The 26,192-nt window shown below is 75.0% G+C and carries 7 protein-coding genes; 2 read left to right on the top strand and 5 right to left on the bottom strand.

Going from position 1 to position 26,192, the window contains the following annotated elements; all coding sequences use genetic code 11:
- Nucleotides 1-76 precede the first annotated feature (76 nt).
- Nucleotides 77-322, top strand: coding sequence for a hypothetical protein (locus ACIQ6R_RS23520; protein ID WP_404171271.1), 246 nt, complete (start codon nt 77-79; stop codon nt 320-322).
- Nucleotides 323-337: 15 nt separating this feature from the next.
- On the opposite strand, the gene ACIQ6R_RS23525 is transcribed toward ACIQ6R_RS23520, so the two are convergent.
- From ACIQ6R_RS23525 to ACIQ6R_RS23535, 3 genes are all read right to left on the bottom strand, one after another.
- Nucleotides 338-2,212 (bottom strand): rhamnogalacturonan lyase, encoded by a 1,875-nt coding sequence (locus tag ACIQ6R_RS23525; RefSeq protein WP_404223158.1) that lies wholly within the window; start codon nt 2,210-2,212, stop codon nt 338-340.
- Between the two features lie 97 nt (nt 2,213-2,309).
- A complete protein-coding gene (locus tag ACIQ6R_RS23530) occupies nt 2,310-3,050 on the bottom strand; it encodes a class I SAM-dependent methyltransferase (protein WP_404223159.1) in 741 nt (246 codons plus the stop codon).
- Nucleotides 3,051-3,055: 5 nt separating this feature from the next.
- Nucleotides 3,056-3,361 (bottom strand): 4a-hydroxytetrahydrobiopterin dehydratase, encoded by a 306-nt coding sequence (locus ACIQ6R_RS23535; RefSeq protein WP_404223160.1) that lies wholly within the window; start codon nt 3,359-3,361, stop codon nt 3,056-3,058.
- 172 nt (nt 3,362-3,533) lie between these two features.
- Between ACIQ6R_RS23535 and ACIQ6R_RS23540 the strand changes: the two genes are divergently transcribed.
- Nucleotides 3,534-4,349 (top strand): helix-turn-helix domain-containing protein, encoded by an 816-nt coding sequence (locus tag ACIQ6R_RS23540; protein ID WP_404223161.1) that lies wholly within the window; start codon nt 3,534-3,536, stop codon nt 4,347-4,349.
- Between the two features lie 43 nt (nt 4,350-4,392).
- Here ACIQ6R_RS23540 and fabD read toward each other — a convergent pair whose 3' ends face one another.
- Together fabD and ACIQ6R_RS23550 are read right to left on the bottom strand one after the other, a co-directional pair.
- The gene (fabD, locus tag ACIQ6R_RS23545; protein ID WP_404223162.1) at nt 4,393-7,659 is read right to left on the bottom strand and encodes an ACP S-malonyltransferase; all 3,267 of its coding nucleotides are present in this window, start codon (nt 7,657-7,659) and stop codon (nt 4,393-4,395) included.
- Nucleotides 7,656-26,177 carry an amino acid adenylation domain-containing protein gene (locus ACIQ6R_RS23550; RefSeq protein WP_404223164.1) on the bottom strand — a complete coding sequence of 6,174 codons (18,522 nt, stop codon included), beginning with the start codon at nt 26,175-26,177 and terminating at the stop codon, nt 7,656-7,658. The genes fabD and ACIQ6R_RS23550 overlap by 4 nt, the downstream gene beginning before the upstream one ends.
- Nucleotides 26,178-26,192 lie beyond the last annotated feature (15 nt).

Genomic DNA, 26,192 nt, shown 5'->3' on the forward strand with positions numbered 1-26,192 from the left:
TTCACGCCCTTGTGGCCGCGCCGCGCCTCTTCGACCGTTGTGTCAGTGGGAGTGGTGCGAGGACAGGGGGCGCTGCGTGGCACGTACCTGGGAGGGGCCGGCAGGGCGGCTGCTGCTCGGACTGGCGGTGCTGCTGCATCGGACGGTCACGGACAAGGCCGCGAAGAGAAGACTCGAACACTGGCGGAACGCCGCTCTGCGCGCCGCGCACCGGCGGGGCGTACCGGTGGAGGTGCTCGCGTCGCGGACGCGGCTGACGCAGAGGTGGGTCAGGGCGGTGGTCACCGGCGGGAAGCCCCCGCCGGTGGACGAGGCCGCCTGAAGGGGCGGACGTGGATCAGGGCGTGTACACCGTCGGCCTGGGCGCCGTGGCCATTCCGGCGCCGATGAAGAAACTCGGGTGCGGAGGCTGGTTGTAGGCGGTGTTCTGCCAGGCCAGGGCCGTGCGGTACTGGGTGTCGTGGAGCAGGGTCGTGATGCGGGTGTCCGTGTCGTGCGGGGTGGAGTAGATGCGCAGGGCAGTGTTGTTGGTGCTGCGCCAGACGACCTCCTCGCGCCAGTCGCCGAGGATGTCGCCGGCGAGGACCGGTGTGGCCTTGGTGCCGTTGTTGGACGCGACGCCGGAGCCGGTGAGGAGGCGGGTGTCGCCGGAGGTGCCGTACTTGTCGACGCGGGTGCCGTCGAGGAGTTCGCGGACGGGGTCGCCGTCCCACCAGGACACGAAGTTGGCGCTGGAGGGCTTGCGGCTGCCGACGACCGTGCCCTTCGGGTCGCGGATGCCGCTCTCGGCTGACGACCAGGACTCGGCGCCCGCGCTGCCGGACCAGATGTCGGCGGAGACTCCACGCCCGTTGTCGCCGCTCGCGCCGGTGGCCCAGATGATCTGGCCCGTGCGCGCGTCCGCCATCCACGACGACGGCTTCGAGCTGTCCTCGTCGACCTTGAACTCCTCCAGGCCCGCGCGGGACGGGTCGAGGTCGCCGACGTGCATGGCGTCGCCGTGGCCGTTCCTCGTGGTCCACAGGGCACGGCCGTTGTCGTCGACGGCCATCGCGCCGTAGACGATCTCGTCCCTGCCGTCACCGTCGACGTCGGCGACGGACAGCTGGTGGTTGCCCTGGCCGTCGTAGCCCTTGCCGGCGTTGGTGGAGGAGCTGGTGTCGAAGGTCCAGCGGCGGGTGAAGGAGCCGCCGCGCCAGTCCCAGGCGGCGATCACCGAGCGCGTGTAGTAGCCGCGCGCCATGATCAGGGAGGGGCGGGAGCCGTCCAGGTACGCCGTGCCGGCCAGGAAGCGGTCGACACGGTTGCCGTAGGAGTCGCCCCACGAGGAGACGTTGCCCCGGGCGGGGACGTAGTCGACGGTGCCCATCGCCTTGCCGGTCCGCCCGTTGAACATGGTGAGGTACTCGGGACCGGACAGGATGTAGCCGGACGAGTTGCGGTGGTCGGCCGAGGAACTGCCGATGACCGCGCCGGTGCCGTCCCGCGTGCCGTCGGCGGTCTTCATGGCGACCTCGGCCTGGCCGTCGCCGTCGTAGTCGTAGACCTGGAACTGCGTGTAGTGGGCGCCGGAGCGGATGTTGCGGCCCAGGTCGACGCGCCACAGCCGGGTGCCGTCGAGCTTGACGCCGTCGACGATCGTGTTGCCCGTGTAACCGGACTGGGAGTTGTCCTTGGCGTTGGTCGGCTGCCACTTGAGGACGATGTCCAGGGCGCCGTCCCCGTCGAGGTCACCGACGGAGGCGTCGTTGGCCTCGTAGGTGTAGGAGACCCCGTCGGGGGTCGTCCCGCCGGCGGGAGGGGAGATCGGCACGTCCTTGTAGCCGGCCCGGAACTGGATCGCGTGGACCGAGTCGCCCTGTTCGGTGCCGTTCACGACCGCGCGGACGGTGTAGTCGGCGTGGGAGGGGGCGCCCGAGTGGAAGTAGGTGGTGGAGCCGGTGACCGGGGCGGCGTTGACCTTGGTCCCCGCCCGGTAGACGTTGAACGAGACGTTGTCCGGGTCGGTGCCCAGCCAGCGCCAGCTGACCAGGTTGCCGCCGCCGGTGTGGACGCTGACCACGCCCCGGTCGAGGGCCTCGACCTGCCGGGCGGTGGCGGCTTCGGCGGTGTCGGGGGTGAGAGTCGTCAGAGCGGTGGCGACGAGACCCGCGGCGGCGAGGGCCGCGCCCAGGGCCAGCGGGCGTCTGCGGTGCTTGTGGGGGTGCCTCACGGGACGAACCTCCTGGAGGACGGATGGATTCCGTCTCTGGGTCGCCGCCGGGGGCGGCGGGGTTGCCGCCCTTGGCCCACGGGTTGCCCGGGGCCTCCTACGGTTTCGCGAACGCCCTGAGGGTGAAGACCGGGTCGGGGCGCGGCCGGTCCTGGTCGGGGAGGGCCGCGAGCCGGGTGGCGAAGTGCTCGGCGCGCGGGTCGCCCGGCGGCAGCGTGACGAACCAGCCGCGCCGCAGGTCGGCGACGGTACGACGAGGGCTGCGGCCCTGCCCGTGGCCGGTGAAGCGGGCCTGCCCCGCCGGGACCAGGCCGTGTGCGCGGGCGTACGACTCGACGAGTCCGGCGGCGTCGTGCGCGGTGCTCGGCGGGCGGGAGGCGAGCACCGCGTCGATGTCGCTGCCCACGTTGTGCGAGGCGCCCTTGTCGACCGTGGTCACGTACACCCCGCCGGGCCGCAGGACGCGTGCGCACTCGCCGACGATCGCCCGCACGTTCTCGTCACCGCCCGCGAGATGCAGCAGCCACACGCTGCTGACCGCGTCGAACTCCCCGTCGCGGAAGGGAAGTCGGCGGCTGTCGGCCAGCACGACGGCGCCGGGCAGCCGGGCGGCGGCGTAGCGGGTCATGGCGGGCGCGAGGTCGGCGCCGGTCACGCGCATGCCCTCCCGGGCGGCGGCGAAGCGCCGGGGGACGATGCCGGTGCCGCAGGCGACGTCGAGCAGGCTGCGCGCCTGCCGGGGTACGAGGCTCAGTACGGCCCGCGCCGCGGCCTCGGCACGGGGTTCGCCGCCGCGGGAGGCGTCGTACCGTTCCGCTTCCTTGTCGTAGTCGAGCACACCCGTCAGTGTGCCGCATGGCCTGCGGCCAGGTCCTCCACCCTGCGGGCGAGCTCGACGTCCTTCTCGGTGACGGCACCGCCCGCGCTGTGGGTGTGCACGGCCAGGGAGACCGTGTTGTACCCGAGGGTCAGGTCGGAGTGGTGGTCGAGTTCCTCCTGCACCTGGGCGATGTGGACGACCATCGCGGTCGCCGCGAAGTGCGAGGCGAGGCGGTAGGAACGGGAGAGGCGGCCGTCGTCGAGGGACCAGCCCGGCAGCTCGGCCAGCCGCTCCTCGATCTCCTTCCGCGACAGCGGTTCGACGGGCATGGACTGCGCTCCTGTCCTGGGCGGCGGTTTGCCTCTCCAGCCTGCCACAGGGCGGACACCCGAGCTCTGGTCAGGAGCGCCGTCCGGGCCCCGGTCGGGAGCGCCGACCAGGGCACGGTCCGGAGCGCCGACCGGGGCCCGGCGCCGACGGCCGTCGGCTACCGTTCGGAGTATGACCGCACTCGTGTCCCCCACCGCCCCCACCGCCCAGGGCGTGGGCCCGCTGCTGCGGGCCTGGCGGGAGCGGCGGCGGGTCAGCCAGCTGGAACTGGCGCTGCGGGCCGACTCCTCCGCCCGGCACGTCAGCTTCATCGAGACGGGCCGCTCGCGGCCGAGCGAGGAGATGGTGCTGCGGCTCGCCGAGCACCTGGACGTCCCCGTGCGGGAGCGCAACGCGCTGCTGCTCGCGGCGGGTTACGCCCCGCACTATCCGGAGACGCCGTTGGACGACCCGGCGCTGGACGCCCTGCGTGAGGGCATGGAGCGGCTGATCCGGGGTTACGAGCCGTATCCGGCGCTGGTCGTGGACGCGACGTACCAGGTGCTCGCCGCCAACCGGGGCATCCTGATGCTGATGGACGGCGTAGCGGAGCATCTGCTCGAGCCGCCGCTGAACGCGATGCGGCTGACCCTGCACCCGGAGGGTCTGGCGCCGCGCATCCGCAACCTGCGCGAGTGGCGCGGGCACCTGCTGGAGCAGATGGAGCGGCAGATCGCCCTGCACCGCTCGGAGCCGCTGCGGGCGCTGTACGAGGAGGTGGCGGCGTATCCGGTGCCGGACAGCGCGCCGGGCGGGGAGCCGGCCGAGCCGGTGCCGTACTTCGCGCTGCCGATGCAGATCGAGCACGAGGGCCGGACCCTGTCCTTCATCTCGTCCATCTCCACCTTCAACACGCCGATGGACGTGACCGTCGCCGAGCTGGCCATCGAGACGCTGCTGCCGGCCGACCGGGCGACGGTCAAGTACCTCCACACGTTGGTGTCCTGACGCCGCTTCGGATACGCGGCGTCCTCGGTCACCCGCACCGGGCTCAGCCGAAACTGCGCAGACGGGCGGAGAGGTGGACGGCCGCGCCGTCCATCAGGGTGTCGGCGATCGCCTCCACCGTGCGGGCCCGCCACGGGTGCAGCTCGGTGTCCGCGACCACCTGGTTGAAGGCGCCCATCGCGGGGCCGCAGTGCACCAGGTAGTCCACCCGTGAACGCTGGTCACCGCTCACGGCGAGGCGGAAACCACGCGTGAAGTAGCCGCGGAACACAGCCGCCAGCTGCTGCTCGGGGGTGCTGCCCGCCGCCGCGGGGGCGGGAGCCTCGCCGCCCAGGTACCGGTCGAGGATCTGGCTCCTGGTCTCGTCGTCCAGCTCGGCGAGCGAACCGTGCCGGCGCCACAGCTCGTGCAGCCGGGACGCCCGGGCCGGGAAGAACAGCCCCCGCTTGAGGTAGCGGGCCTGGACGCCGAGGTCGAACAGCTCCCCCCAGGGCGCGGTGTCCACGTCGTACTCGCGGGCCTCCTGGAGGATGTCCTTCACCTCCGCACTGGTGGCGGCCTCCACGGAGCACTGGTTGACCGAGCCGGTCAGGACGAAGTCGGCGCCGAGCAGGAACGCGGCCCCGGCCGCCTCGGGCGTCCCGATGCCGCCCGCGCACCCCACGTGCACCCGCCGGCCGCCCGTCGCGGTCGTGTCGCGCAGCCGCAGCACGGCGGGCAGCAGGGTGAGCAGATCGGCCGTGCCGCTCAGCCAGCCGCCGTCGGCCTCCACACACAGGTCGTCCGCCATCGGCCGGCCGGCCGCCGCGCGGGCCTCCTCCGCGGTGACCTCGCCCGCCTCCAGCAGCCGGGCCACCAGCCGCTCCGGCGGCGGGGCCAGGAACTCGGCGGCCACGTCCGTGCGGGACACCTTGGCGATGATCCGGCCGCCCTTGAGGCGGAAGCGGACCAGCGCCGGGGTGATCAGCGGGAAGCCGGACGCCTCGACCAGGTCGACGCCGTGTCGCAGGAGCAGGTCCACCAGGGCCGACTCCTCCTCGGGGGCTCCGTGCCGGTACAGCAGGTTGACGCCGAAGGAGCCGCCCAGGCCCAGCTCCCCGGCCAGGTCGCGCAGCCTGCCGTCCACCTCGTCGAGGGGCAGGCCGCCGGTCCCCAGGAAGCCGAGCAGCCCGGCCTTGGCCGCCGCGCCCAGCATCTCGCGGCCGGAGATGCCGCCGTACAGGGCGCCCAGCAGGTACGCGCGCCGCAGGCCGTACCGCTCGCGGAAGGTCGCGGCGCCGAGGGTGTCGGCCGTCGGGGCGGTAGCGGCCACGGGCTGCGCGGCGGACGGCAGCGGGAGGGCGGGCAGCGGCTCGCCGGGCCGCTCTTCCACCGCGGGCGCGGGCAGCGGCTCGGCGTTCTTCCTGATCTTGGCGACCAGATTGGTCAGGACCCGGCCCGGGCCCAGCTCGATGAACTCGAAGTCGCCGTGGCCCATCAGCCGGCGCACCGTGTCGGTCCAGCGGACCGGGGAGGCGATCTGCGCGGTCAGGGTCGCCTTGACGGTGCCGGGGACGTACGGCTGCGCGTCCACGTTGGCCAGCACCGGGACGGCCGGGTCGCGCAGGGTGAAGCCGTCCAGGAAGCGGGCGAACTCCGCGGCGGTGTCGCGCATGTAGCGGGAGTGGAAGGGCGCGCTGACGTTGAGCCGGACCGCGCGGACACCGGCCGACTCGAAGGCGGCGCGGGCGGCGTCGACGCGCTCGGCCGGACCGGACAGTACGAACTGGTCGGGCGCGTTGTAGTTGGCCAGGTCCAGCTCGTCGATGCCGGAGTCGGCGAGGACCCGCAGCACGGTCGCCTCGTCGCAGCCGACCACCGCGGCCATCCCGCCACCTCCGGCCTCCGCCATCAGGGCGCCGCGCCGCTGCACCAGCCGCAGCCCGGTCTCGAAGTCGAAGACGCCGGCGGCGAACAGGGCGACGTACTCGCCGAGGCTGTGGCCGATCAGGTAGTCGGCCGGTTCGGCGTCCTCGGTGAGCCGGTCGAGGTAGGTCAGGGCGCTGACGACGTAGAGCGCCGGCTGTGTGTACTCGGTACGGCCCAGGCGGCGCTCCGGGTCGTGGACGCAGAGTTCCTCGATCGAGTAGCCGAGCACGCGGTCGGCGATCGCGGTCTCCCGCGGGTATCTGGTGAACAGCTCCTTGCCCATCCCCCGCTGCTGGGACCCCTGACCTGGGAAACCGTAGACCTTCATGCCGTGTGCCTTCCTTGCCGTCTGCGCTGTCACCGGAGTCGGATGTGCAGGTGTGACCGCGGTGGTGGAGGGGGACGATGCCGGTGCCGCGAGTGTCCGGGCCTGTTCCAGGGACCGCGGGTCGTGGCCGAACGGGCTGAGCAGCGGCAGCGAGCGGGAGCGGTCACCCGCCGGGAGGTTGCCGCGGACGAAGTTGTGCAGGGTGCCCGAGGGGCCCAGGTCGAGGTAGAGGAAGTCGCCGCGGGCCCGCATCGCGGCCATGGCCCGCTCGAACTCGATGGGTCTGCGGGCGACCTGCCAGAAATGGTCGGCACCGGGCCGCTCGACGAGCCGTCCGTCCACGCACGACACCCAGGGGACGCGCGGTGGGGCGAAGGTCACCCCGTCGAAGGCGGCCCGGCACTCGGCGAGGACGCCGTCCATCAGGCTGGAGTGGTACGCGTACTCGACCGGCACCCGCTGGTGCAGCACGTCGGCCGCGCGCAGGGTGGCCTCGGCCCGGTCCAGGTCCGCGTCGGCGCCCGCGACCACGATGTGACCCGGGTAGTTGCGGGCGGCGACCTCGCAGCCGGGCAGCGCGGGGAGCCGGTCGCGGCCGCCCGGGCGGGTGATGACGGCGAGCATCCCGCCGCGCGGGCCCGCGTGCAGGCCGTCCGCCTGCCGGACGAGCAGCCGCAGGCACGTCTCGGCGTCGATGCTGCCGGAGACGACCGCGGCCGCGTACTCGCCGAGGCTGGAGCCGAGCAGGTAGTCCGGCTCGACGCCCTTCGCGCGCAGGGTCTCGGCCAGGGCGAGTTCGATCATGACGATCGCCGGGTGGGTGAGCCGTGTGTCGACGAAGGGCTCGTTCTTGCGCCGGGCCGGGTCGAGGATCCGGGCCAGGACCGACTCGCCCAGCAGCCCGGCGGCGACGGCGTCGTACCGCAGCAGGGCCGTGCGGAACACCTCGTCGGACTCGTGGAGTTCCTGGCCCATGCGGTAGTACTGCGAGCCCTGCCCGGAGAACATGAAGACCACGGGCAGGCGCCCCGTGGGCGTCTCGGTCGCCGGGGGCGTCCCGTCGGCCGCGGTCATCGGTACGTGTCCCAGAACAGGTCGGCCGCCGCCGACGGTGCGGGTGCGCCGGGCCCATCGGAGGCGGTGCCCCGGATGACGACCGTGCGCTCCGAGGAGGGCCGCGGCAGCGGCGCCCGGGCGGGGTGGTGGTCCGCCGGGGCCGGGGCGAGCAGCAGGTGGGCGTTGGTGCCGCCGTCGGCGAAGCAGTTGAGCGCGGCCCGGTCCGCGCCCGCGGTCCACGGGCGGGGCTCTCTCGGGAAGTACATCGCGGAGGCGTCCAGGTCGAAGTGCGGCAGGGGGTGCTGTCCGGACCGGAACGGGACCTGCTGCCGGTGGTGGAGCATCAGGGCGACCTTGATGAACGCGGCGATGCCCTCCGCGGCCAGCGGATGACCGATGTTCGGCTTCACCGATCCGAGCGCGAGCGGCGTGGAACGGTCCGGGCCGGCGCCGTAGACGCCCTCGATCGCCTTCAGTTCGAGCAGATCGGTGACGGTCGAGCCGGAGGCGTTGGTCTCCACCCAGCCGACGTCGCGCGGCGCACGGCCGCTGAGCGCCAGCGCCTCGGCCATCACGTCCTTCTGCGCCCTCAGGTTGGGGGTGGCGGGTCCGGCGGTGCGGCCGTCGTTGTTGACCGCGATGCCCTCCAGTACGGCCAGCACCCGGTCGCCGTCCGCCTGGGCCCGGGCCAGCGGCTTGAGGACGACGACGCCGACGCCCTCACCGAGCACCAGGCCGGCCGCCCGGCCGTCGAACGCGTGGAACTCCGGGCCGGGGTTCAGCAGCCCGCGCTGCCCGAACACCTGGTGCGCTCGGTCGTCCGCGAGCAGGCTCACACCGGCGACGACGGCCGACTCGACGGTGCCCGCGCGCAGTGCCTGGACGGCCATGTCCATCGCCACCAGGGCGGAGGAGCAGGCGGTGTCCACCACCAGGCTAGGGCCCTGGAAGTCGAAGAACTGGGAGATGTTGGCCGCGAGGTAGTTCTGGCCGGTGACCACGACCGGGTTCTTGGCCAGCTCCAGGGCCGCCGGGTCGGGGGTGTGGGTGGCCCGGCCGCCGACGTACACGCCGACCCTGCGGCCCTTGAGGTCCGCCGGGTGGTAACCGGCGTGGTGCACGGCCCTGTCGACCTCCTCCAGCAGGAGCAGCGCCTGCGGGTCCATCGCCTTGACGTCCGCCTCGGACAGCAGGAACCGCTCGGGCGCGAACCGCAGCACCTCCGGCAGCAGTCCGGCGTGGTAGCCGAGGGAGCGGCCGAAGCGGGAGTCCGGGAGGGGCCGCAGCGCGCTGCGGCCGTCCCGCAGCAGCTCCCAGTAGGCGTCGGCGGAGTCGGCGTCGGGGAAGCGGCAGGAGAGGCCGACCACGGCCACGGCGTCGGCTCGCGGGGCCGAGCCGGGGGCGTGGGAGACGGGGGCCTGCCGGGGGGCGGTGGCGGGCGGAGCGGAGGGGGCGTCGAAGGCCCAGACGGGTGCCGGGGTCGCGGTCACCGGCGATACCTCAGCCCCTGTCTGTGCCTCGGGTGCCGTGACGACGGTCTCCGTGCCGCCGAATTCCGCGAGCAGCTCCGTTCGGTGCTCCTCGCCGAGGTACGCCGCGAAGTCGTCCACCGTCGGGTGTTCCAGCAGGGCCGACGGGTCGACCGAGACGTCCAGTCGCTGGGCCACGGTCTGGACGAGCTGGGAGACCATGATCGAGTCCATGCCGTAGTCATGGACCGGGACGTCCCCGGCCAGCTTGGCGCGGTCGAAGCGCAGTTCCGCGGCGAGCTGGTCGAGCAGCCAGGAGGCCACCGCCTCGACGGCGGCGCGCACGTCCGCGCCCGCGCCGACCGCCGGCCGTGGCGCGGGGGCCGCAGCCGCGGGGGCGGGGGCCGGTGCGGCGGGCGGGGCCTCCAGGCGCCGCGCCGTCAGGCGTTCGGCACTGAACTCGGCGCCGGGGCGCGGGAGTACGGGCATCACGACCCGGGCGCCGCTCTCCAGCGCCCGGTCGAGCAGGGCCAGCCCCTGCGCGTCGGTGAGCGAGGCGAGGCCGGATGCCTGGTAGGCGGCGCTGCGGGCCTCCCCCATGCCGGTGTCCTTCCAGCTCGGCCACTGCACGCTGAGCAGGGGCAGACCGTACGGGCGTGCCTCGGCCACCGCGTCCAGGTAGGCGTTGGCCATGGCGTAGTCGCTCTGGCCGACCGCGAGGGCGGGGACGGCGGCGGCGACCGACGAGTACAGCACGAACAGACCGAGCGGCTCGTCCCGGAAGCACTCCAGCAGGGCGTCCAGGCCGAACACCTTCGGTGCGAGGACGCGGGCGACGCCGGTCTGCTGCTTGCGGACGAACGCCGGGTTCTCGAAGTCGGTGAAGCCCGCGCTGTGGATCACGCCGCCGACCGGGCCGAGCCGCAGCCTGACGTCGGCGAGGACCTTGGCGAGCGCCTCCTTCTCGTCCAGCGGGACCGCGACGGCTTCGAGTTCGACGCCCTGGGCGGCCAGTTCGGCCAGCGGGCGCAGCTTGCGGCCCAGTGGGCCGTCCTCGGCGATGTGCGCGGCCCACTCGGCGCGCGGCGGCAGCTCCTCGCGGCCGGTGAGGACCAGCTTGCGCACGCCGTGCCGGGCGACGAAGTGGCGGGCGGTGAGCAGTCCGAGGCCGCGCGTGCCACCGGTCACCCACAGCACGTGGTCCGCCGGGAAGCCGAGTCCGGCGCGCTGCGCCCGCGGGGGCTCGGCGAGCGTCGCCAGGTGGCGCACTCCCCCGCGGTAGGCGACCTCGGCGGGCTCGCCGTCGGCGCACAACTCCTCCGTGACCCAGCGGCACAGCTGCTCGTCGGTCGCGGCGCCGTCGATCTCCACGTGCCGGGAGCGGACGTGGCGGTACTCGCTCTGCAGCATCCGGTACAGGCCCACCCGGGCCGCTCCGCCGAGGGCGGGCACACCGCGCGAGACGAGCAGGGCGCGCAGGTCGCGGCGGCCGAGGTCGACCAGGTGCTGGAGCCAGCGCAGCCAGGACGGCAGTGCGGTGTGCGGCGGCGGCAGCACGGGTCCGGTGCAGCCGGCCAGGTCGACGACGGCGTCGAAGCGGTCCCAGCGGGTGCCGGGGTCGGTGAGTTCGGCGTCGATCCGGTCGGTGGTGAGCACTTCGGCGGCCGGCAGCACCGCCGCGAGCCGGGCGGCCAGCGCCTCGGCACCGGGTGCGGCGAGAACGGCGGTCAGGGCGGGCGGCGCCGAACGGGGCCCGGGCGGGGCGGGGCGCCACTGCCGGGTCAGCAGCAGCCCCTCGGGGTCGCGTCGGTCGACGCGGGCACCGTGGCTCGCATCGGGCGCGCCGTGGTCGGCGCCCTGCGCACTCCGGCCGCCACGGTGCGCGTCGAGGTCGGCGCCGTGCCCGCCCCGGCCGCCACCGTGCGCGTCGACGTCGGCACCATGCGCGTGGCGTCTGGCGCCGTGCGCGTCGCGTCCGGCGCCGAGGGCGGTCAGTTCGGCGTCGGCCGCAGCAAGCCAGACCCGGTCGCCGTCGAAGGGGTAGCCGGGCAGCGCCACCCGGGCGGGCCGGCCGCCGGGGTGCAGGGCGGGCCAGTCGACCTGCTGTCCACCGGTCCAGGCGGTGCCGTACGCGGCGGGGTCGGCGGGGAGAGGCTCGCCCGCGACGGGCCGGCGCGGGTCGACCACGCCGGTCCAGCTGCCGGCCGGGGTGCCGCCTGCCGCGAACTCGTCCAGGCGGGCGCACAGCTCGGGCAGATCGTGGAAGAGCACGGCCAGCCGGTGCGCCATCGCCTCCCGGCCCGTCTGCAAGGTCCAGGCGACCTGCGCGGGGGTCGCGGCGGTGTCCTCCCCGGTGCGCAGGTGGTCGGCGAGCCGCCGGGCCTGCGCGGTGAGCCGGCCGGTGTCCCGCGCGGAGAGCACCGCCAGCTGGGGACCGGCCGGGGCAGCGGCGGTGACGGCGCCGTCACCGACGTACTCCTGGAGGATGATGTGGGCGTTCGTGCCGCCCGCGCCGAAGGAGCTCACGCCCGCCGTCCTCGGCCGAACCCCGCCGTCCGCCAGGACACGGCGGGGCCAGGGCGCCCGCTCGCGCTGGACCTCGAAGGGGATCGCCGTGAAGTCGATGTTCGGATTGAGGCGGTCCGCGTGCAGGGACGGAACCAGCTCGCCGTGCCGCATCTGGAGCAGCACCTTGGTGATCGCGGCGATACCGGCCGCCGACTCGGCGTGCCCGATGTTGGACTTGACCGAGCCGATCGGCAGCCGCTCGGGCGGCTCCTCGCCGAAGGCCCGCAGCATGCCGGTGATCTCCACCGGGTCACCGAGCGCCGTACCGGTGCCGTGCGCCTCCAGGTAGTCGAGGTCGGCGGGCGCGAGCCCGGCCCGCTCCAGCGCCGTGCGCACCAGCTCGCCCTGGGCCTTGGGGTTGGGGACGCTGTAACCGGCGCCCGCGCCACCGTGGTTGACGGCGGACGCCTTGACCACGGCGAGGATCCGGTCGCCGTCGGCGAGGGCCGCGTCCAGGCGCTTGAGCAGGACGGCGCCCGAGCCCTCGGCGGGCACGTACCCGGTGCCGCCCTCGCCGAAGCTGCGGCAGCGCCCGTCCTCGGCGAGGAAGCCGCGCTGGGCGAGCTGGAGGAACTTCACCGGGTGGCTGGAGATGTTGACCCCGCCGGCCACGGCGACGTCGCAGTCGCCGTTGCGGATGGCGAGGCAGGCCTGGTGGATGGTGACCAGCGACGAGGAGCACATGGTGTCCAGGCCGACGCTGGGCCCGGTGAAGTCGAAGAAGTACGACACCCTGTTGGCCACCGAGGCGTACGACGACGAGGTCGCGAAGCCCTCGCCGCGCAACGCCTCCTGGACGCCGTACAGCTGGTAGTGGCCGTACATCATGCCGACGAACACCCCGGTGCGGGCGCCGCGCAACTGCTCGCGGGTGTATCCGGCGTCCTCCATCAGATGCCAGACGGTCTCCAGGAACACCCGCTCCTGCGGGTCGGTGTGCTCCGCCTCGATCTGCGACATCCGGAAGAACAGCGGGTCGAAGCGGTCGGCGCCGGGCACGAAGCCGCCCCACTTGCCGTAGGTCTTGCCGGTGGCGGACTTGTCCGGGTCGTAGAACAGGCCGTGGTCCCAACGGTCGGCGGGGATCTCCTCGACGCTGTCCCGGCCGGCACGCAGGTTGCGCCAGTACTCGGTGACGTCGTCGGCCTGGGGGTAGCGGCCCGCGACGCCGATGATGGCGATGGCGTCGTCCTGCTGGGCCGGCGCGGCGGGCGCGGCGGGCGCGACCTGCTCGGCCGGCCGCGTCGGAAGCACCGTCGCCGCGGGAGTGGCTGTTTCGGGGGCAGGGGTCGTGGCAGCGGCGGTCTCGGGGGCAGGGGTCGTGGCAGCGGCGGTCCCGGGGGCGGTGGCCGGGAACGCGGCGGGGTGCGCCCCGGCCAGGTGGCCGGCGAGGTCGCGGACGGTCACGTACTCGAAGAGCAGGGTCTTCGACAGCGGGCCGACGTGTTCCTCCAGGCGGCGGATGAGACTCATGGTGATGAGCGAGTCCACGCCGAATCGGTCGAAGGGCTCGGCGACGGCGATCTCCGCCTCGGGCAGCTTCAGCTCCTCGGCGAGCAGCCGCAGAACCAGTTCCTCCGCGCGCTCGTGCGATCCGGGCTCGGCGGCGGACTCGGCGGCGGACCCGGCCTTGTGCGGCTCGGCGCCTTCGAGGGCCCGGAGGATGCGGTCGGGGTCGCCGGCGGCCAGGAGCAGGCGGGGCGCGGTGTGGGCGAGGGCCCGGTCCAGGGCCCGCAGGGCGGGGGCGGTGCGCAGCGGGCGCATGCCGAGCGCACGCTCCATGTAGGCCTCGGCGTCGACGTCGACGCGCATCCCGCCCTCGGCCCACAGAGGCCAGGCGGCCGCGAGGGTCCTGCCGTGCCGGGCGCCTTCCCGTCGGCGCCGCTCGCGCTCCTCGGCGAAGTGGTCGAGGAAGGCGTTGGCGAAGGCGTAGTCGCTCTGACCGGCGTTGCCGAAGGCCGCGGCCGCCGAGGAGAACGTGACGAAGTAGTCCAGCGGCTCGTCCGCCGTCGCCTCGTCGAGCAGCACGGTGCCGTGCACCTTCGCGGCGAGGACGGCGTCCGCGTCCGCACGCTGTTTGGTGCGTATGAGCCCGTCCCTCAGGACGCCGGCCGCGTGCACGACTCCGGAGACCGAGCCGTGCGCCCGGCGGGCCTCGGCCACCAGGTCGTGTACGGCGGCCGGGTCGGTGACGTCGGCGAGCACCACCCGGGCGCCGAGGGCGTCGACGCGGGCCCGGGTCCCGGGGCCGGGGTCGGTGCGCGCGGCGAGCACGATGCCGCCGCCGGTGACACCGGCGGCCCGCCGCGCGGCGGCGATGTGCTCGGCGACGAGGAGGCCCAGGGCGCCGGTGCCGCCGGTGACGAGGTGCGCGCCGGTGCCGGTGAACGCGGTGTCCGGCGCGGTCGGGAGGCTCACTGCCCGCCAGGCGGGGCGGGCCCGGCCCGTCGCGTCCTCGCGCACCCGGGGGCCGCCGTCCGTGCCCAGTTCGGCCACGACGGCCTCCCCGAGCCGGCGGCCCGGAGCGACGGCCAGCACGCCGAGGGCGACCGACGGCTGCTCCAGGCGCACGGTGCGGGCGAAGGCGGCCATCGCCGGCTGGGCGGGCGACGGGGCCGGCTCGGGGTGGACGTACAGGTAGCGCAGCGCGTCACGGCGTTCGCGCTGCCAGGCCCGCAGGAAGGCCAGGGCCGCGTGGAAGCCGTGCTCCACGGAGTCGCGGGCGGTGCGGTCGCCGCCGGCCAGGTGGACGACGTGGACGGGCCCGGCTCCGGCGGCGCGCACGGCGGCCTCGGCGTCGAAGCCGGTGCCGCCGCTGCCGCTGCCGAGCGGGACACGGTGGACATCGGCGCCCGCCGCCGTCAGGGCGCCCGCCACGTCGGTGGCGTCGGCGGACGCGGGGTCCAGCAGCAGGACCCGTGCGGCCGCGGGGAGTTGGCCGTGCGCGGCGGGCGCGGCCGTCCAGACGGGCTCGAAGGCGTGGACGACGTCGGCGGCGGGCACGGTCCGCGTCCCGTGCGTGGAGGCGGTGTCCGCCGCTCGCGCGGCGTCGGTCGCACGCACCGCCCTCAGGGTGAAGGACTCCAGCGTGGCGGCCACCTGCCCGTTCTCGTCGAGCAGGGCGACGTCGAAGGCGAGGGATCCCGCCGGGGCGGGGCGCCGGGCCAAAGTGGCGTACGCGTAACCCCGCTCGGGCAGGGGGGCGTACAGCCGGACCGAGCCCAGGGAGAACGGCAGGTACGGTGCGGGGCCCGCCGGGTCCCCGGCGCCGGGAACGAGCCGGCCCGCGGTCTGCAGGGCGGCGTCCAGCAGCGAGGGGTGGAAGGCGTAGGCGCCCGCGTCCGCGCGCTGCGGTTCCGGCAGGCGCAGCGTCGCCAGCGCCTCGCCGGGGCCCTGGGCGATCTCCTCGATCACCCGGAAGGCGGGACCGTACGCGAAGCCGAGCCGTACGAAGCCGTCGTAGCAGTCGGTGCCCGCCTCCACGCGGGTGCAGCGGGCGCGTACGTCCGCCGGGTCGACGGGGGCGGGCCGGGGGCCGGGGTCGTCGAAGCGCAGGGTGCCGCCGGCGTGTACCGGCGCGTCCTCGGCGGTGCCGCGCACCTCGAAGGCGGCGCGGGAGCGGTCGCCGGTGACACGGACCAGCAGCGGATGCCCGGTGTGGCCGGAGGCGAGCCGGACCGGCGCCGCCCACACGAGGTCGTCGACGCCGCGCACCGGGGCTCCCCCGGCGGCGAGTTCGCCCGACAGGCGGCCCATCTCCAGGTAGGCCACGCCGGGCAGCACCAGTTCGCCGCCGACGACGTGGTCGCGCAGGAAGAACTCCTCGCCCGTCAGCGTCTTGGTGAACCGCTGCTCGCCGAAGGTGGAGACGTTGGCGTCGAGGAGGGTGGGGTGCAGGCGGGGGCCCGGCTCCGCGGGACGCTCGCCGGGGGCGACCCAGTGCCGGGGGCCGGCGAACGGGTAGGCGGGCAGGTGGACGCGGCGCCGGACGGTGCCCTCGTGCAGGGTCCGCCAGTCGACGTCGGCGCCGTGCAGCCAGGCGGCGGCCAGGGCGTCGAGGTCGTGCGGGTCCGGGGAGACGGGGTCGCCCGCCGGAGGGGCCGACACCTGGGCGGTGCGCACGGCGGAGGGGCGCCCGGCCAGGTGCGCGGTGAGTTCGGCGCGCAGGGCCGCGGTGCCGTCGGCGACGACGGCGAGCCGGTGCGGCATCGGTTCCCGGCCCGTCTGCAGGGTGTGGGCGAGGTCCGCGGCCGGGACGTCCCGGCGCCCGAGGTGGTCGGCGAGGCGGGCGGCCGAGCGCCGGAGCGCGTCGCCGTCGCGGGCCGAGAGCACGAAGACCTGCTGGCCCGCGGGCTCGTCGCGGTTGTCCGGCATGTGCGGTTCCTCCAACACGATGTGCGCGCCCGCCCCGCCGAAGCCGAAGGAGCTGACGCCGCCCCGGCGAGGCAGTTCGGTTCCGTGCGCGTCCCGGGGGCGCGGCCAGGGCCGGGCGGTTCCGGCGACCTCGAAGGGGCCGCCGTCGAGTTCCAGGTAGGGGTTCTGCTCGCGGAAGTGCAGGCTGGCCGGGATGGTGCCGTGCCGCATCGACAGGACCGCCTTGAAGAGTCCGGCGATACCCGCGGCGGCCTCCAGGTGGCCGATGTTCGTCTTGACCGAGCCGATGGCGCACGGGGCGGCCCCGTCGGGCGCGTCCTTCCCGGCCCGCAGTCGCCGGAAGGCGGTGCTCAGGCCGGTGGTCTCGATCGGGTCGCCCAGGGCGGTGCCGGTGCCGTGCGCCTCGATGTAGCCGACGGTGTCGGGGTGGACGCCGGCCGCCCGGTACGCCTCGACCAGCAGGTCGGCCTGGGCGTCGGGGTCGGGGGCGGTGAGCGAGGTGGTCCGGCCGCCGTGGTTGAGGGCGACGGCCTTGATCACGGCGTGTACGGCGTCACCGTCGCGTTCGGCCCGCTCGTGCGGCTTGAGCAGGACGACGCCCGCGCCCTCGCCGCGCACATAGCCGTCGGCGCGGCTGTCGAACGCCTTGCAGCGGCCGTCGGGGCTGAGCATCTCCCCCTGGCTGAGCGCCTCGTAGACGCCCGGGGCCAGGATGAGGCTGACGCCGCCCGCGATGGCCAGGTCGCAGGTGCCGTCGCGCAGGGCGGCGCAGGCCTGGTGGACGGCGGTGAGGGAGCCGGAGCAGGCGGTGTCGACGGCGATGCTGGGGCCGCGCAGGTCGAGCAGGTACGACACCCGGTTCGGGACGATCGACAGGGCGGCACCGGTGAGGGTGTGGCCCTCGGTGGCGCGTCCGGCGGCCCGCTGCACCTCGTGGTAGTCGGAGTTGGTGACGGCGATGAACACGCCGACCCGCTTCCCGGCCAGCTCGGAGGGGCGGTACCCGGCGTCCTCGACGGCCTGCCAGACGGTTTCGAGCAGCAACCGCTGCTGCGGGTCCATCAGTTCGGCCTCTCGGGGCGAGATGCCGAAGAACGCGGCGTCGAACCGGTCCACGTCCGGGGCGAAGCCGCCCCAGCGGGAGCGGGAGCGCGGGTGTTCGCGCCAGTCCCAGCGGTCGGCGGGGATCTCGCCGACCAGGTCGTCGCCGGCGGCGAGGTGGTCCCAGAACTCCCCGAGGTCCATGGATCCTGGCAGTCGCCCGGCCATGCCGATGACGGCGACCTCGCGGTCGTCGGAGGCCACCGGGGTGCCGGTCCCGGCGGGGGCCCCGGACGTCCCGGATCCGGTGGGGGCCGTCGACAGCTCGGCCGTGGCGGCCTGTTCGGTGGCGGGTGTCCGCGGGGCCGTCCCGAAGTGGGCCGCCAGCGTGGTCGCGTGCTGCTCCCACAGGTGCTCGGCGAGCGCGTGCAGGGTGCCGCGGCGGTAGAAGAGGGTGGGGTACTCGGTGATGTCGTACGCCTTGCGCAGCTCGGCGCTGAGCGCGGTGAAGCCGACGGAGTTCATGCCGGCCTCGCCGAGCGGCGTGTGCGCGCCGATGTCCTCGGGGCGCGCGTCCACCAGGGCGGCGACCATGCCCGCCAGCTCGGTGACGAGGGCCTCCGTGCGGCCGTCGGCGGCGCCTGCCGGGGCGCCGGAGCGGGCCGCGGGCGGGGACCCGGCGCCGAAGCGGGCACGCAGGTCGGCCAGGGGCAGCGCGGCCAGTGCGGTGCGGTCGGTCTTCCCGTTCAGGGTGCGCGGGAAGCCGGTCACCCGGACCAGGGCGTCGGGCACCATGTGGTCCGGCAGCCAGGCCGCCAGCCGCTCGCGGTCCGGCTCGGCCGCGCCGTCCTCCAGGACGTAGCAGGCGAGCAGGGTGTGCGAACCCGCTGCCTGTCCACGGGCCACGACGACGGCCTCGCGGACGCCGTCGAGCCGGCGCAGGGTCGCCTCGATCTCCTCCAGCTCGACCCGGTAGCCGCGCACCTTGACCTGGGAGTCGAGCCGGCCGAGGTACTCGATCGTGCCGTCGGCGAGCCGTCGTACGAGGTCGCCCGTGCGGTACATGCGGGCCTCGGCGCGCGCCGCGAACGGGTCGGGCAGGAAACGCCGGCTCGTCAGGTCGGGGCGGCCGAGGTATCCGTCGGCCACGCCGTCGCCGCCGATGTACAACTCCCCGGCGACGGCGGTGGGCACGGGCCTGCCCGCGCTGTCGAGGACGTGGAGCGCCGTATTGGCGATCGGGGCGCCCAGGGTGACCCGGCCGCCCGGAGCGAGGCGGCTCGCCGCCGACCAGATGGTGGTCTCGGTGGGGCCGTAGAGGTTCCACACCTGCCCGTTGCCCGCGAGGAGGGCCTCGGCCAGGTCGGCGGGCAGCGCCTCGCCGCCGCACAGCACCTTCAGGGCGGGGTCGCCCTGCCAGCCGGCGGCCAGCAGCATGCTCCAGGTGGCGGGAGTGGCCTGCACGACGGTGGGGCGGGCCCGTTCGAGGGCCTCGCGCAGCCGCAGCCCGTCGCGGGCGTCCTCGGCGGCGAGCACCTCCACCGTGCCGCCGGCGACCAGCGGCAGGTAAAGCTCCAGGCCGGAGATGTCGAAGCAGACGGTGGTGAGGGCCAGCAGGGTGTCGCCCGGTCCGAAGCCGGGTTCGCGGGCCATCGACCACAGGAAGTTGGTCAGCGCGCGGTGCGGCACCCGGACGCCCTTGGGACGGCCGGTGGAGCCCGAGGTGTAGATGACGTACGCGGCGTCGGACGGGCCTGCCGGGCCGGGCGAGGGCAGGGCCGGCGGCTGCTCGGAGCTGTCGACGACCAGCCGGGGCACGGCCGCGAGGGCGACACCCGAGGCGGAGTGGGTGAGCAGCAGGTGCAGCCCGGCGTCCTCGGCCATGTAGGCGAGCCGGTCCTGCGGGTAGGCGGGGTCGAGCGGTACGTAGGCGGCGCCGGAGGCCTGGACGGCGAGGAGTGCCACCGGCAGGTCCTGATCGCGCGGGAGCAGCACTCCGACGGTCCGGCCGCGGCCCGCTCCGGCGGCGGTGAGCCGGGCGGCGAGGGCGTCCACGCGCCGGACGAGTGCGCGGTACGTCAGTTCGGTCCCGGCGTGGCGGACCGCGACCGCGTCGGGCCGGGCGTCGGCCTGCCGTCGCACCAGTTCCCAGACCAGGGTGTCGGCCGGGTAGTCGACGGGGGCGGGCGGGGCGATGCGGGCCCGCTCGTCCTCGGTGAGCAGTTCCAGGTCGGCCACCGGGGTGCCGGGGGTTTCGACGGCGGCGGCGAGGAGGGTGGCGAAGTGGGCGCCGAGGCGCGCCACGGTCTGTTCGTCGAAGAGGTCGGGGTCGTACTTGAGCGTGTAGCGGCAGCCCCGCTCCTGCTCGACGACCTCCAGGGTCAGGTCGAACTCGCCCTCCTGGTGCACCCCTTCGACCGGGCCGAGCACCACGGTGTCGCCGGACGCGTCGCGGCGGGCGGTGCGGGTCCAGTTCTGGAAGTAGAAGGCGACGTTGAAGGGAGCGCCGGCCTCGGGGTCCGCGCGGCGGAGGTCGTCGGCCAGGGTGATCAGCGGGTACGCGCTGTGTTCCAGGGCGTCCAGCACGGTGCGGTGGACGCGGCGGACCAGGCCGCGGAACTCCTCGGCGCCGTCGATGTGTTCGGCCAGCACCACCATGTTCATGAAGTAGCCGAACGTGTCGTCGAAGCCGTTCGCCGGGCGTCCGGCCGTCGGCGTGCCCACGGCGATGTCGGCCTGGTCGCCGTAGCGGTGCAGCAGCGTGAACCAGGCGGCCAGGACGACCCCGAACAGGGTCGTCTGCTCGGCGCCGGCGAGCGCGCGGGCCCGGTCGGCGACCTCGGCGGGGATGTGGCCGTCCAGGCTGGCACCGCGGAAGCCGGGCACGGCCGGGCGGGGCCGGTCCAGCGGCAGCGGCACCGTGGTCCTGCGCCCGCGCAGCCGTTCGGTCCAGTACGCGCGCAGCCGCCGGCCCTCGGCCCCGTCGAGCAGCTCGCGCTGCCAGGCGGTGAAGTCGGCGTAGCCGCGGGCCGGGCGCTCGGTGGACAGGGCCCGGCCTTCGAGAAGCGCGCGGTAGCCGCTTTCCAGCTCGCGCAGGAGCAGGGCGATGGAGACGCCGTCGAAGACCAGGTGGTGGAAGGTCAGCAGCAGCGCGTTGCGGCCGTCACCCAGGGTGTAGAGGGTGGCGCGAACGAGGGGGCCGGCGGCGAGCTCGAAGGGGCGGCGCAGGTCGGCGCGCATCCGGTCACGCAGCTCGGCGTCGGACCTGGCGGTCAGGAAGACCTGCTGGAAGGGGAGTTCGGGTTCGGTCGCGATCCGGGCGTACGGCTCCCCGCCACCGGCGTGGACGGTGGCCCGCAGCTCGGCGTGCCGGTCGACGAGGTCCTGGAGGACGGCCCGCAGGGCGAGCACGTCGAGGCCGCGGTCGAGCCAGAGGGCGAGGGGCAGGTTGTAGGCGTAGGTGCCGGGGGCGATCTGTTCGATCACCCAGAGGGCGCGCTGCCCCTCGGACAGGGGGTGGCGGCTCTCCTCGCCGTCGGTACGGGGGCGCAGGACGCGGGCCGCGGCCTCGGTGGCCGGGGAGACGGCGGGTGGGTCGGCCGGGACGGGACCGGTGGGCGCCGGGACGGGTCCGGTGGGCGCCGGGACGGGTCCGGTGGGCGCCGGGACGGGTCCGGTGGGCGCCGGGACGGGTCCGGTGGATGTCGGGACGGGTCCGGTGGGTGCCAGGACGGGTGTCCCGGGTGCTTCGGGCAGGGCGGGGCCGGCCGCGGCCCCGGCGAGCCGGTTGGCGGCCAGGTGGGCGGTCAGTTCGCGCAGGGTCGGCTGCTCGAAGAAGTCGCCGAGCGGTACGGCGACGCCGAACTCCTCGTCCACGGCGGCGACGATCTTCATGCCGCTGAGTGAGTCGAAGCCGTAGTCGGCCAGCGGGCGGCCGGGGTCGATGCGCTCGTCCAGTTTGAGCACCCGCTCGACGAGGTCGCGCAGGCGCTCGGTGAGGACGTCGGTGGAGGTGGCCGCGCCAGAGGGAACCGCGGCGGAAGCGGAGACGGTCGTGGAGACGGGCGTGGAGGCAGTGGCGGAGGCGGTGGCGGTGGTCGGGCCCGGCGTGGGCGCGGGCGCGGTCAGCAGGACCCCGTCGCTCTCCGCCACGAGGACGGTCTGGCCCAGCGCCGGGTCGCCGGCGCCCAGCGCGTGGACCGGGGCGTACCCCTCCTCGTGCAGGAGCCGGGCCCAGCCCTGCGGCGAGGCGAGCGGGGAGTCGGGCATGCGCAGGTGGCCGTCCTCGAAGGCCCACCAGCCTTCCAGGACACCGCCGCCGATGGTCAGCAGCGGCCGAACGGAGGTCAGTTCGTTCAGGACCAGCCAGCCGCCGGGCCGCAGCAGCGCCTTGGCCTTGCGCAGGGTGGCCCGCAGGTCGCTGGTGGCGTGCACGACGTTGGTGGCGACGACGAGGTCGGCGCAGGCCGGCTCGAACCCCTGCTCCGCCAGGCCTCGTTCGAGGTTGAGCACCTGGAAGCGGGCGAAGTCGTAGCGTGCGGCGAAGCGTTCCCGGCCGTGCTCCAGGAAGCGCGGCGAGATGTCGGTGAAGGTGTATCCGACGCGCCCGGGGTGCGCGGCCAGCGCGGGCAGCACCCGTTCGCTGGTGGCGCCGGTGCCGGCGCCCAGTTCCACGACCTCGACCGTGCGGCCCCGCGGCAGCCGCGGCAGGCGCAGGTCCAGGAAGTGGCGGACCGTGTCGTGGACCAGGAGGTTGAAGGAGTCGGTGAGCGGGTTGCCCTTGTAGAAGTTCTGCACCAGCTTCATCGAGGAACCGGGGAACATGATCTCGGTGGCGCCCACCTCGCCGCGCAGGATGCGCGGGTACGCCTGGAGGAACAGGCGGTTGAGGGTGACCGTCGGCTCGATGTCCGGGTAGGCCGCGGCGATCCGGTCGAACTCCGCCTCCCAGCGGCCCGAGTGCGCGTCCGCGTCGACGCCGTCGACGGCCGGGGCGGTGGCGACCAGGTCACCGTCGCGGGTCAGGAAACCGGCGTCGGCCAGGATGTTGAGCAGTGCCTCGTGCAGCCGCCGGAAGCGGTCGAGGATGCCGAGGCGGCCGCGCAGCTCCTCGGCGCCGTGCCGTTCGCCCGAGCGCCGGAAGGCTCCCATGCGCTGGTAGACGCCGAGCAGCATGGGTGCGGAGACGGCCTCCAGCTCCTCGTACCCGGTGAGGACGCGGCGGGCGGCCGGGCCGGCGGCGGTGCCGGTGCCGAGGTGTCCGGCCGCGGCGGCCAGGGCGGCCGGGTGGCCGTCGCCGAGGACCTCGCCGTCCAGGGCCGGGTCGTGGCCCATGGCCTCCAGGGCCCGGCGTCCGGCGCGGATCGGCATGACCTGCGGCAGCCCGCTGCCGAGGATGCGGTGGACGGCGGCGATGCCCGTGGCGGGGCTGAAGCCGGTGATGCCGAGCCCGGCGAAGATGTCCGCGAGTCCGGGCCGGGCGCCGGAGCCGACCAGGCCCCAGTAGCCCTGGTTGACGACGGTCACCGGATACGGCAGCCGGTCGCGCAGGAACAGCGCGTAGGCGTCCTCGGTGGCGGAGGCGCTGATGTAGGCACCGTTGCCGGCGAAGCTGCCGAAGGAGCCGGCGGAGGAGAAGTAGACCAGGAAGTCGAGGTGCCGGCCGTCGACGGCGGCGGCGAGCGCGGCGGCGCCCTCGGTCTTGACGCGGGTCGCGGCGGTGAAGGTCTCCTCGTCGAGGTCGGCCAGGGCGTGGTTGTCGAACACCATCGCGGCGTGCACGACCCCGTGCAGGGCGCCGAAGCGGCGGTGCGCCTCGGCGACGGCGGCGGCGAGGTCGGCGGTGGCGCAGGCGTCACCGCGGACGTGGGCGACGTCGCCGCCGAGGGCGCGGATCTCCTCGGCGGCGGCGCGCTGTTCGGGGCCGAGGTCGCCGCGGCTGAACCACACCAGCCGGGCCCGGTGGCGCTCGGCGAGGTGGCGGCTGAGTTCCTGGGCGATGCCGCCGGTGCCGCCGACGAGCAGATAGACGCCGCCGTCCCGGAAGACGGGGCCGGGTGCGGGCAGGGTGACGCGGCCCAGGCGGCGGACGTAGCGGGCACCGCCGCGCAGGGCGACGGTGCGGCCGGTGGCGTCGGTGGGCGCGGCGAGGATCGCGTCGGCCAGGGCGGCGATCGCGTCCTCGTCCGTGAGATCGGCCGAGGCGACGTCGAACCCGGCGACCCGCAGTTCGGGGCGTTCCTTGGCCACCACCTGGAGCAGGCCGTGCATGCCCGCGGCGAAGGGATTGGCGACGGTGCCGCCCGCGACCGGGTGCACGTCGCTGGTGACCACGACGACGCGCGCGGCACTGGTCGAGCGGACCAGGTGGAACAGGGAGAGGGTGCCGGTGCGCAGCTGCTCGGCGGCCCGGTCGGCGCCCAGGCCCTCGGCGATGCCGGTGCCGACGCCGCCGAGGTGGAGCACCAGGTCGGCTCCGTCGGTCCGCTCCAGCCAGGCGGACGGGGGCAGTTCGTCGATGCGGACCTGCTCCGGACGGCTGTCGGTGATGCGGGCCGAGATCGCCTCGGCGAGCCGGGCGGAGGCCTCGGTCACCAGGGCGACGACGCGGCCCGGGCGCGGGGCGGAGCCGGGCGCGGGTGTGCCCTCGCGCACCCACAAGGGCCGGTAGAAGTCCGGGAGCTGCTCCGCGGAGGTGTCGTCCGGCCCGGCCGGCCGTGCGGGGGCGGTACGGGCCGGGGGCTCGGGGATCCAGTAGCGCTTGCGGGCGAAGGGGTACGTCGGCAGCTCGGTCCGGCGGGCCGCGGCGGGGGTGACCCGGGTCCAGTCGACATCGGCGCCGGCCAGCCAGTGCCCGGCCACCGCCGCCAGGTCCCGCCGGGCCAGCGCGGCCTCCAGGGCGTCGGCCTCGGTGCCGGTGAGGACGACCCGTGCCCGGGTGGCCCGGCCGGTGGCGATCCTGGCGTCGGCCGTGCCCTCGGCGTACGCCTCCAGCAGCGTGGCCGCCTCGGCCACCGAGCCGACGGCCAGGGCCAGCCGGAACTCGTGCGGGGTACGGCCGGACTGCAGGGTGTGCGCGACGTCGGCGAGGCGGGGCGAGCCCTCGGCCGGTCGGGTGGCTCCCCGGACACCGGCGCCGGCCAGGGCACCGGCCGCGCCCGTCGCATCCGTAGCTCGCGAGGCGTTGCCGGCCGATTCGCCGGCGCCCTCCGTCCCGGCGACCGGGTCACCCGCCGGCCCGTGGTCACCCTCCATCCCCGCGACCGCGTCACCCGCCGGCCCACCGACACCCGCGGTCCCCGCGACCGCGTCACCGACGGACCCAGCGACGCCCTCGTTCCCGGCCACCGTCCCGGCCACCGCCTGCGCCATCGCGCCCAGCGTCCGTGCGGTGGGCACCGCCGCGGGCAGGGTGCCGTCCAGCGCCGCCGCCAGCGCCGCCTCCAGGCGGGCGCGTTCGGGGACGCCGAAGCCGCAGTCGGCGAGGTCGGTGCCCAGGTCGAGGTACTCGGCGGCCACGCCGACGGATTCCGCGGCCAGGCGCAGGCACAGCCGCTGGGCGTCGCCCAGGGCGTCCCGCCCGGCGTCCGCCGGTTCCGCACCCGTGGTGCCGCGCAGGAACGCGGCGAGTTCGGTGGCGTACGCGCGCAGCCGGTCCTCGCTCTTGGCGGACAGGACGAGGAGCTGGTCGTCCGGGGCGACGGGCTCGGCCGGTGGTGTGCGGTACTCGTCCACGACCAGGCAGGCGTTGGCGCCGCCCCCGCCGAAGGAGCTGACGACCGCGCGCAGCGGCAGGTCTCCGTCGTCCCCGGCGGGCTCCCAGGGCCGCAGGGTCTGCTGCACCTCGAAGGGCGTGGTGCTGAAGTCGATGCCGGGATTGCGGCGGGCGGAGTTCAGCGACGGCACCAGCGTGCGGTGGCGCAACTGGAACAGCACCTTGGTCAGGCCCGCGACACCGGCCGCCGACTCCAGGTGGCCGATGTTGGACTTGACCGAGCCGACCGCGACCGTCGGCCGCCCGGCCCGCTCCGCCGCGTCGACGCGCCCGCCGAAGGCCTCCACGAGCCCGGCGATCTCGATGGGGTCGCCGAGCGGGGTGCCGGTGCCGTGGGCCTCCACGTAGCCGACGGTGGCCGGGTCGGCCTGGGCGCGGTGCAGGGCGGCGCGGATCACCTCGGCCTGCGCGGCCGCGCTCGGCACGGTGTAACCGCCGGTCTTGCCGCCCGCGTTGATGGCCGAGCCGCGGATCACACCGAGGACGCGGTCACCGTCGGCGACGGCGTCCTTGAGGGGCCGCAGCAGTACGGCGCCCACGCCCTCGCCGTCGACGAACCCGTCGGCGTCCGCGCCGAAGCTCTTGAGCCGGTCACCGCGCGAGATCATCCCGCGGTCGGCCAGCATGCGCAGGTGCATCGGGTGCAGGATCAGGTTGACGCCGCCGGCGATCGCGCTGTGGCACTCCCCCGACCTGATGCTCTCGCAGGCCAGGTGGATCGCGGTGAGCGAGGCCGAGCAGGCGGTGTCGACGGCGAGACTCGGGCCGGTGAAGTCGAAGGTGTACGAGACCCGGTTGGCGATCGACCAGTGGTTGGAGTGCGCGTCGGTGCGGACGCCGAGGGCGGTGGCCTCGCCGCCCATCCACTCGTAGTTGTTGTTCATGACGCCGGCGAAGACGCCGACCGGGCCCCGGGCGGCCAGGTCGGCGGCCGGGTGGCCGGCGTCGTCCAGGACCGCGGCGGCGGTCTGCAGGAACAGCCGCTCCTGCGGGTCCATCGCCTCGGCGTCGGCCGGCGATATCTGGAAGAAGAGCGGGTCGAACTTGTCGACGTCGTCGATGAATCCGGCCCATTTGCTGTAGCTGCCGCGCACTCCCGCCGGGTCGTGGTGGGCGTCGGCGTCCCAGCGGTCGGCGGGCACCTCACGGATGCCGGACCGGCCCGCGGCCAGGTTGTCCCACAGCTCGGCGGGTGTCCCGGCCAGCGGATAGCGGCCGGCGACGCCCACGATCGCCACGCCGTCGCTCGCCGGGGCCGGGGCGGAGGCCCGGGCCAGCAGGCTCAGCAGCAGCTTTCGCTTGTCGTCCACAGTTGCTCTCTCTCA

The sequence above is a fragment of the Streptomyces sp. NPDC096048 genome, assembly GCF_044763415.1.
GTDB lineage: Bacteria > Actinomycetota > Actinomycetes > Streptomycetales > Streptomycetaceae > Streptomyces.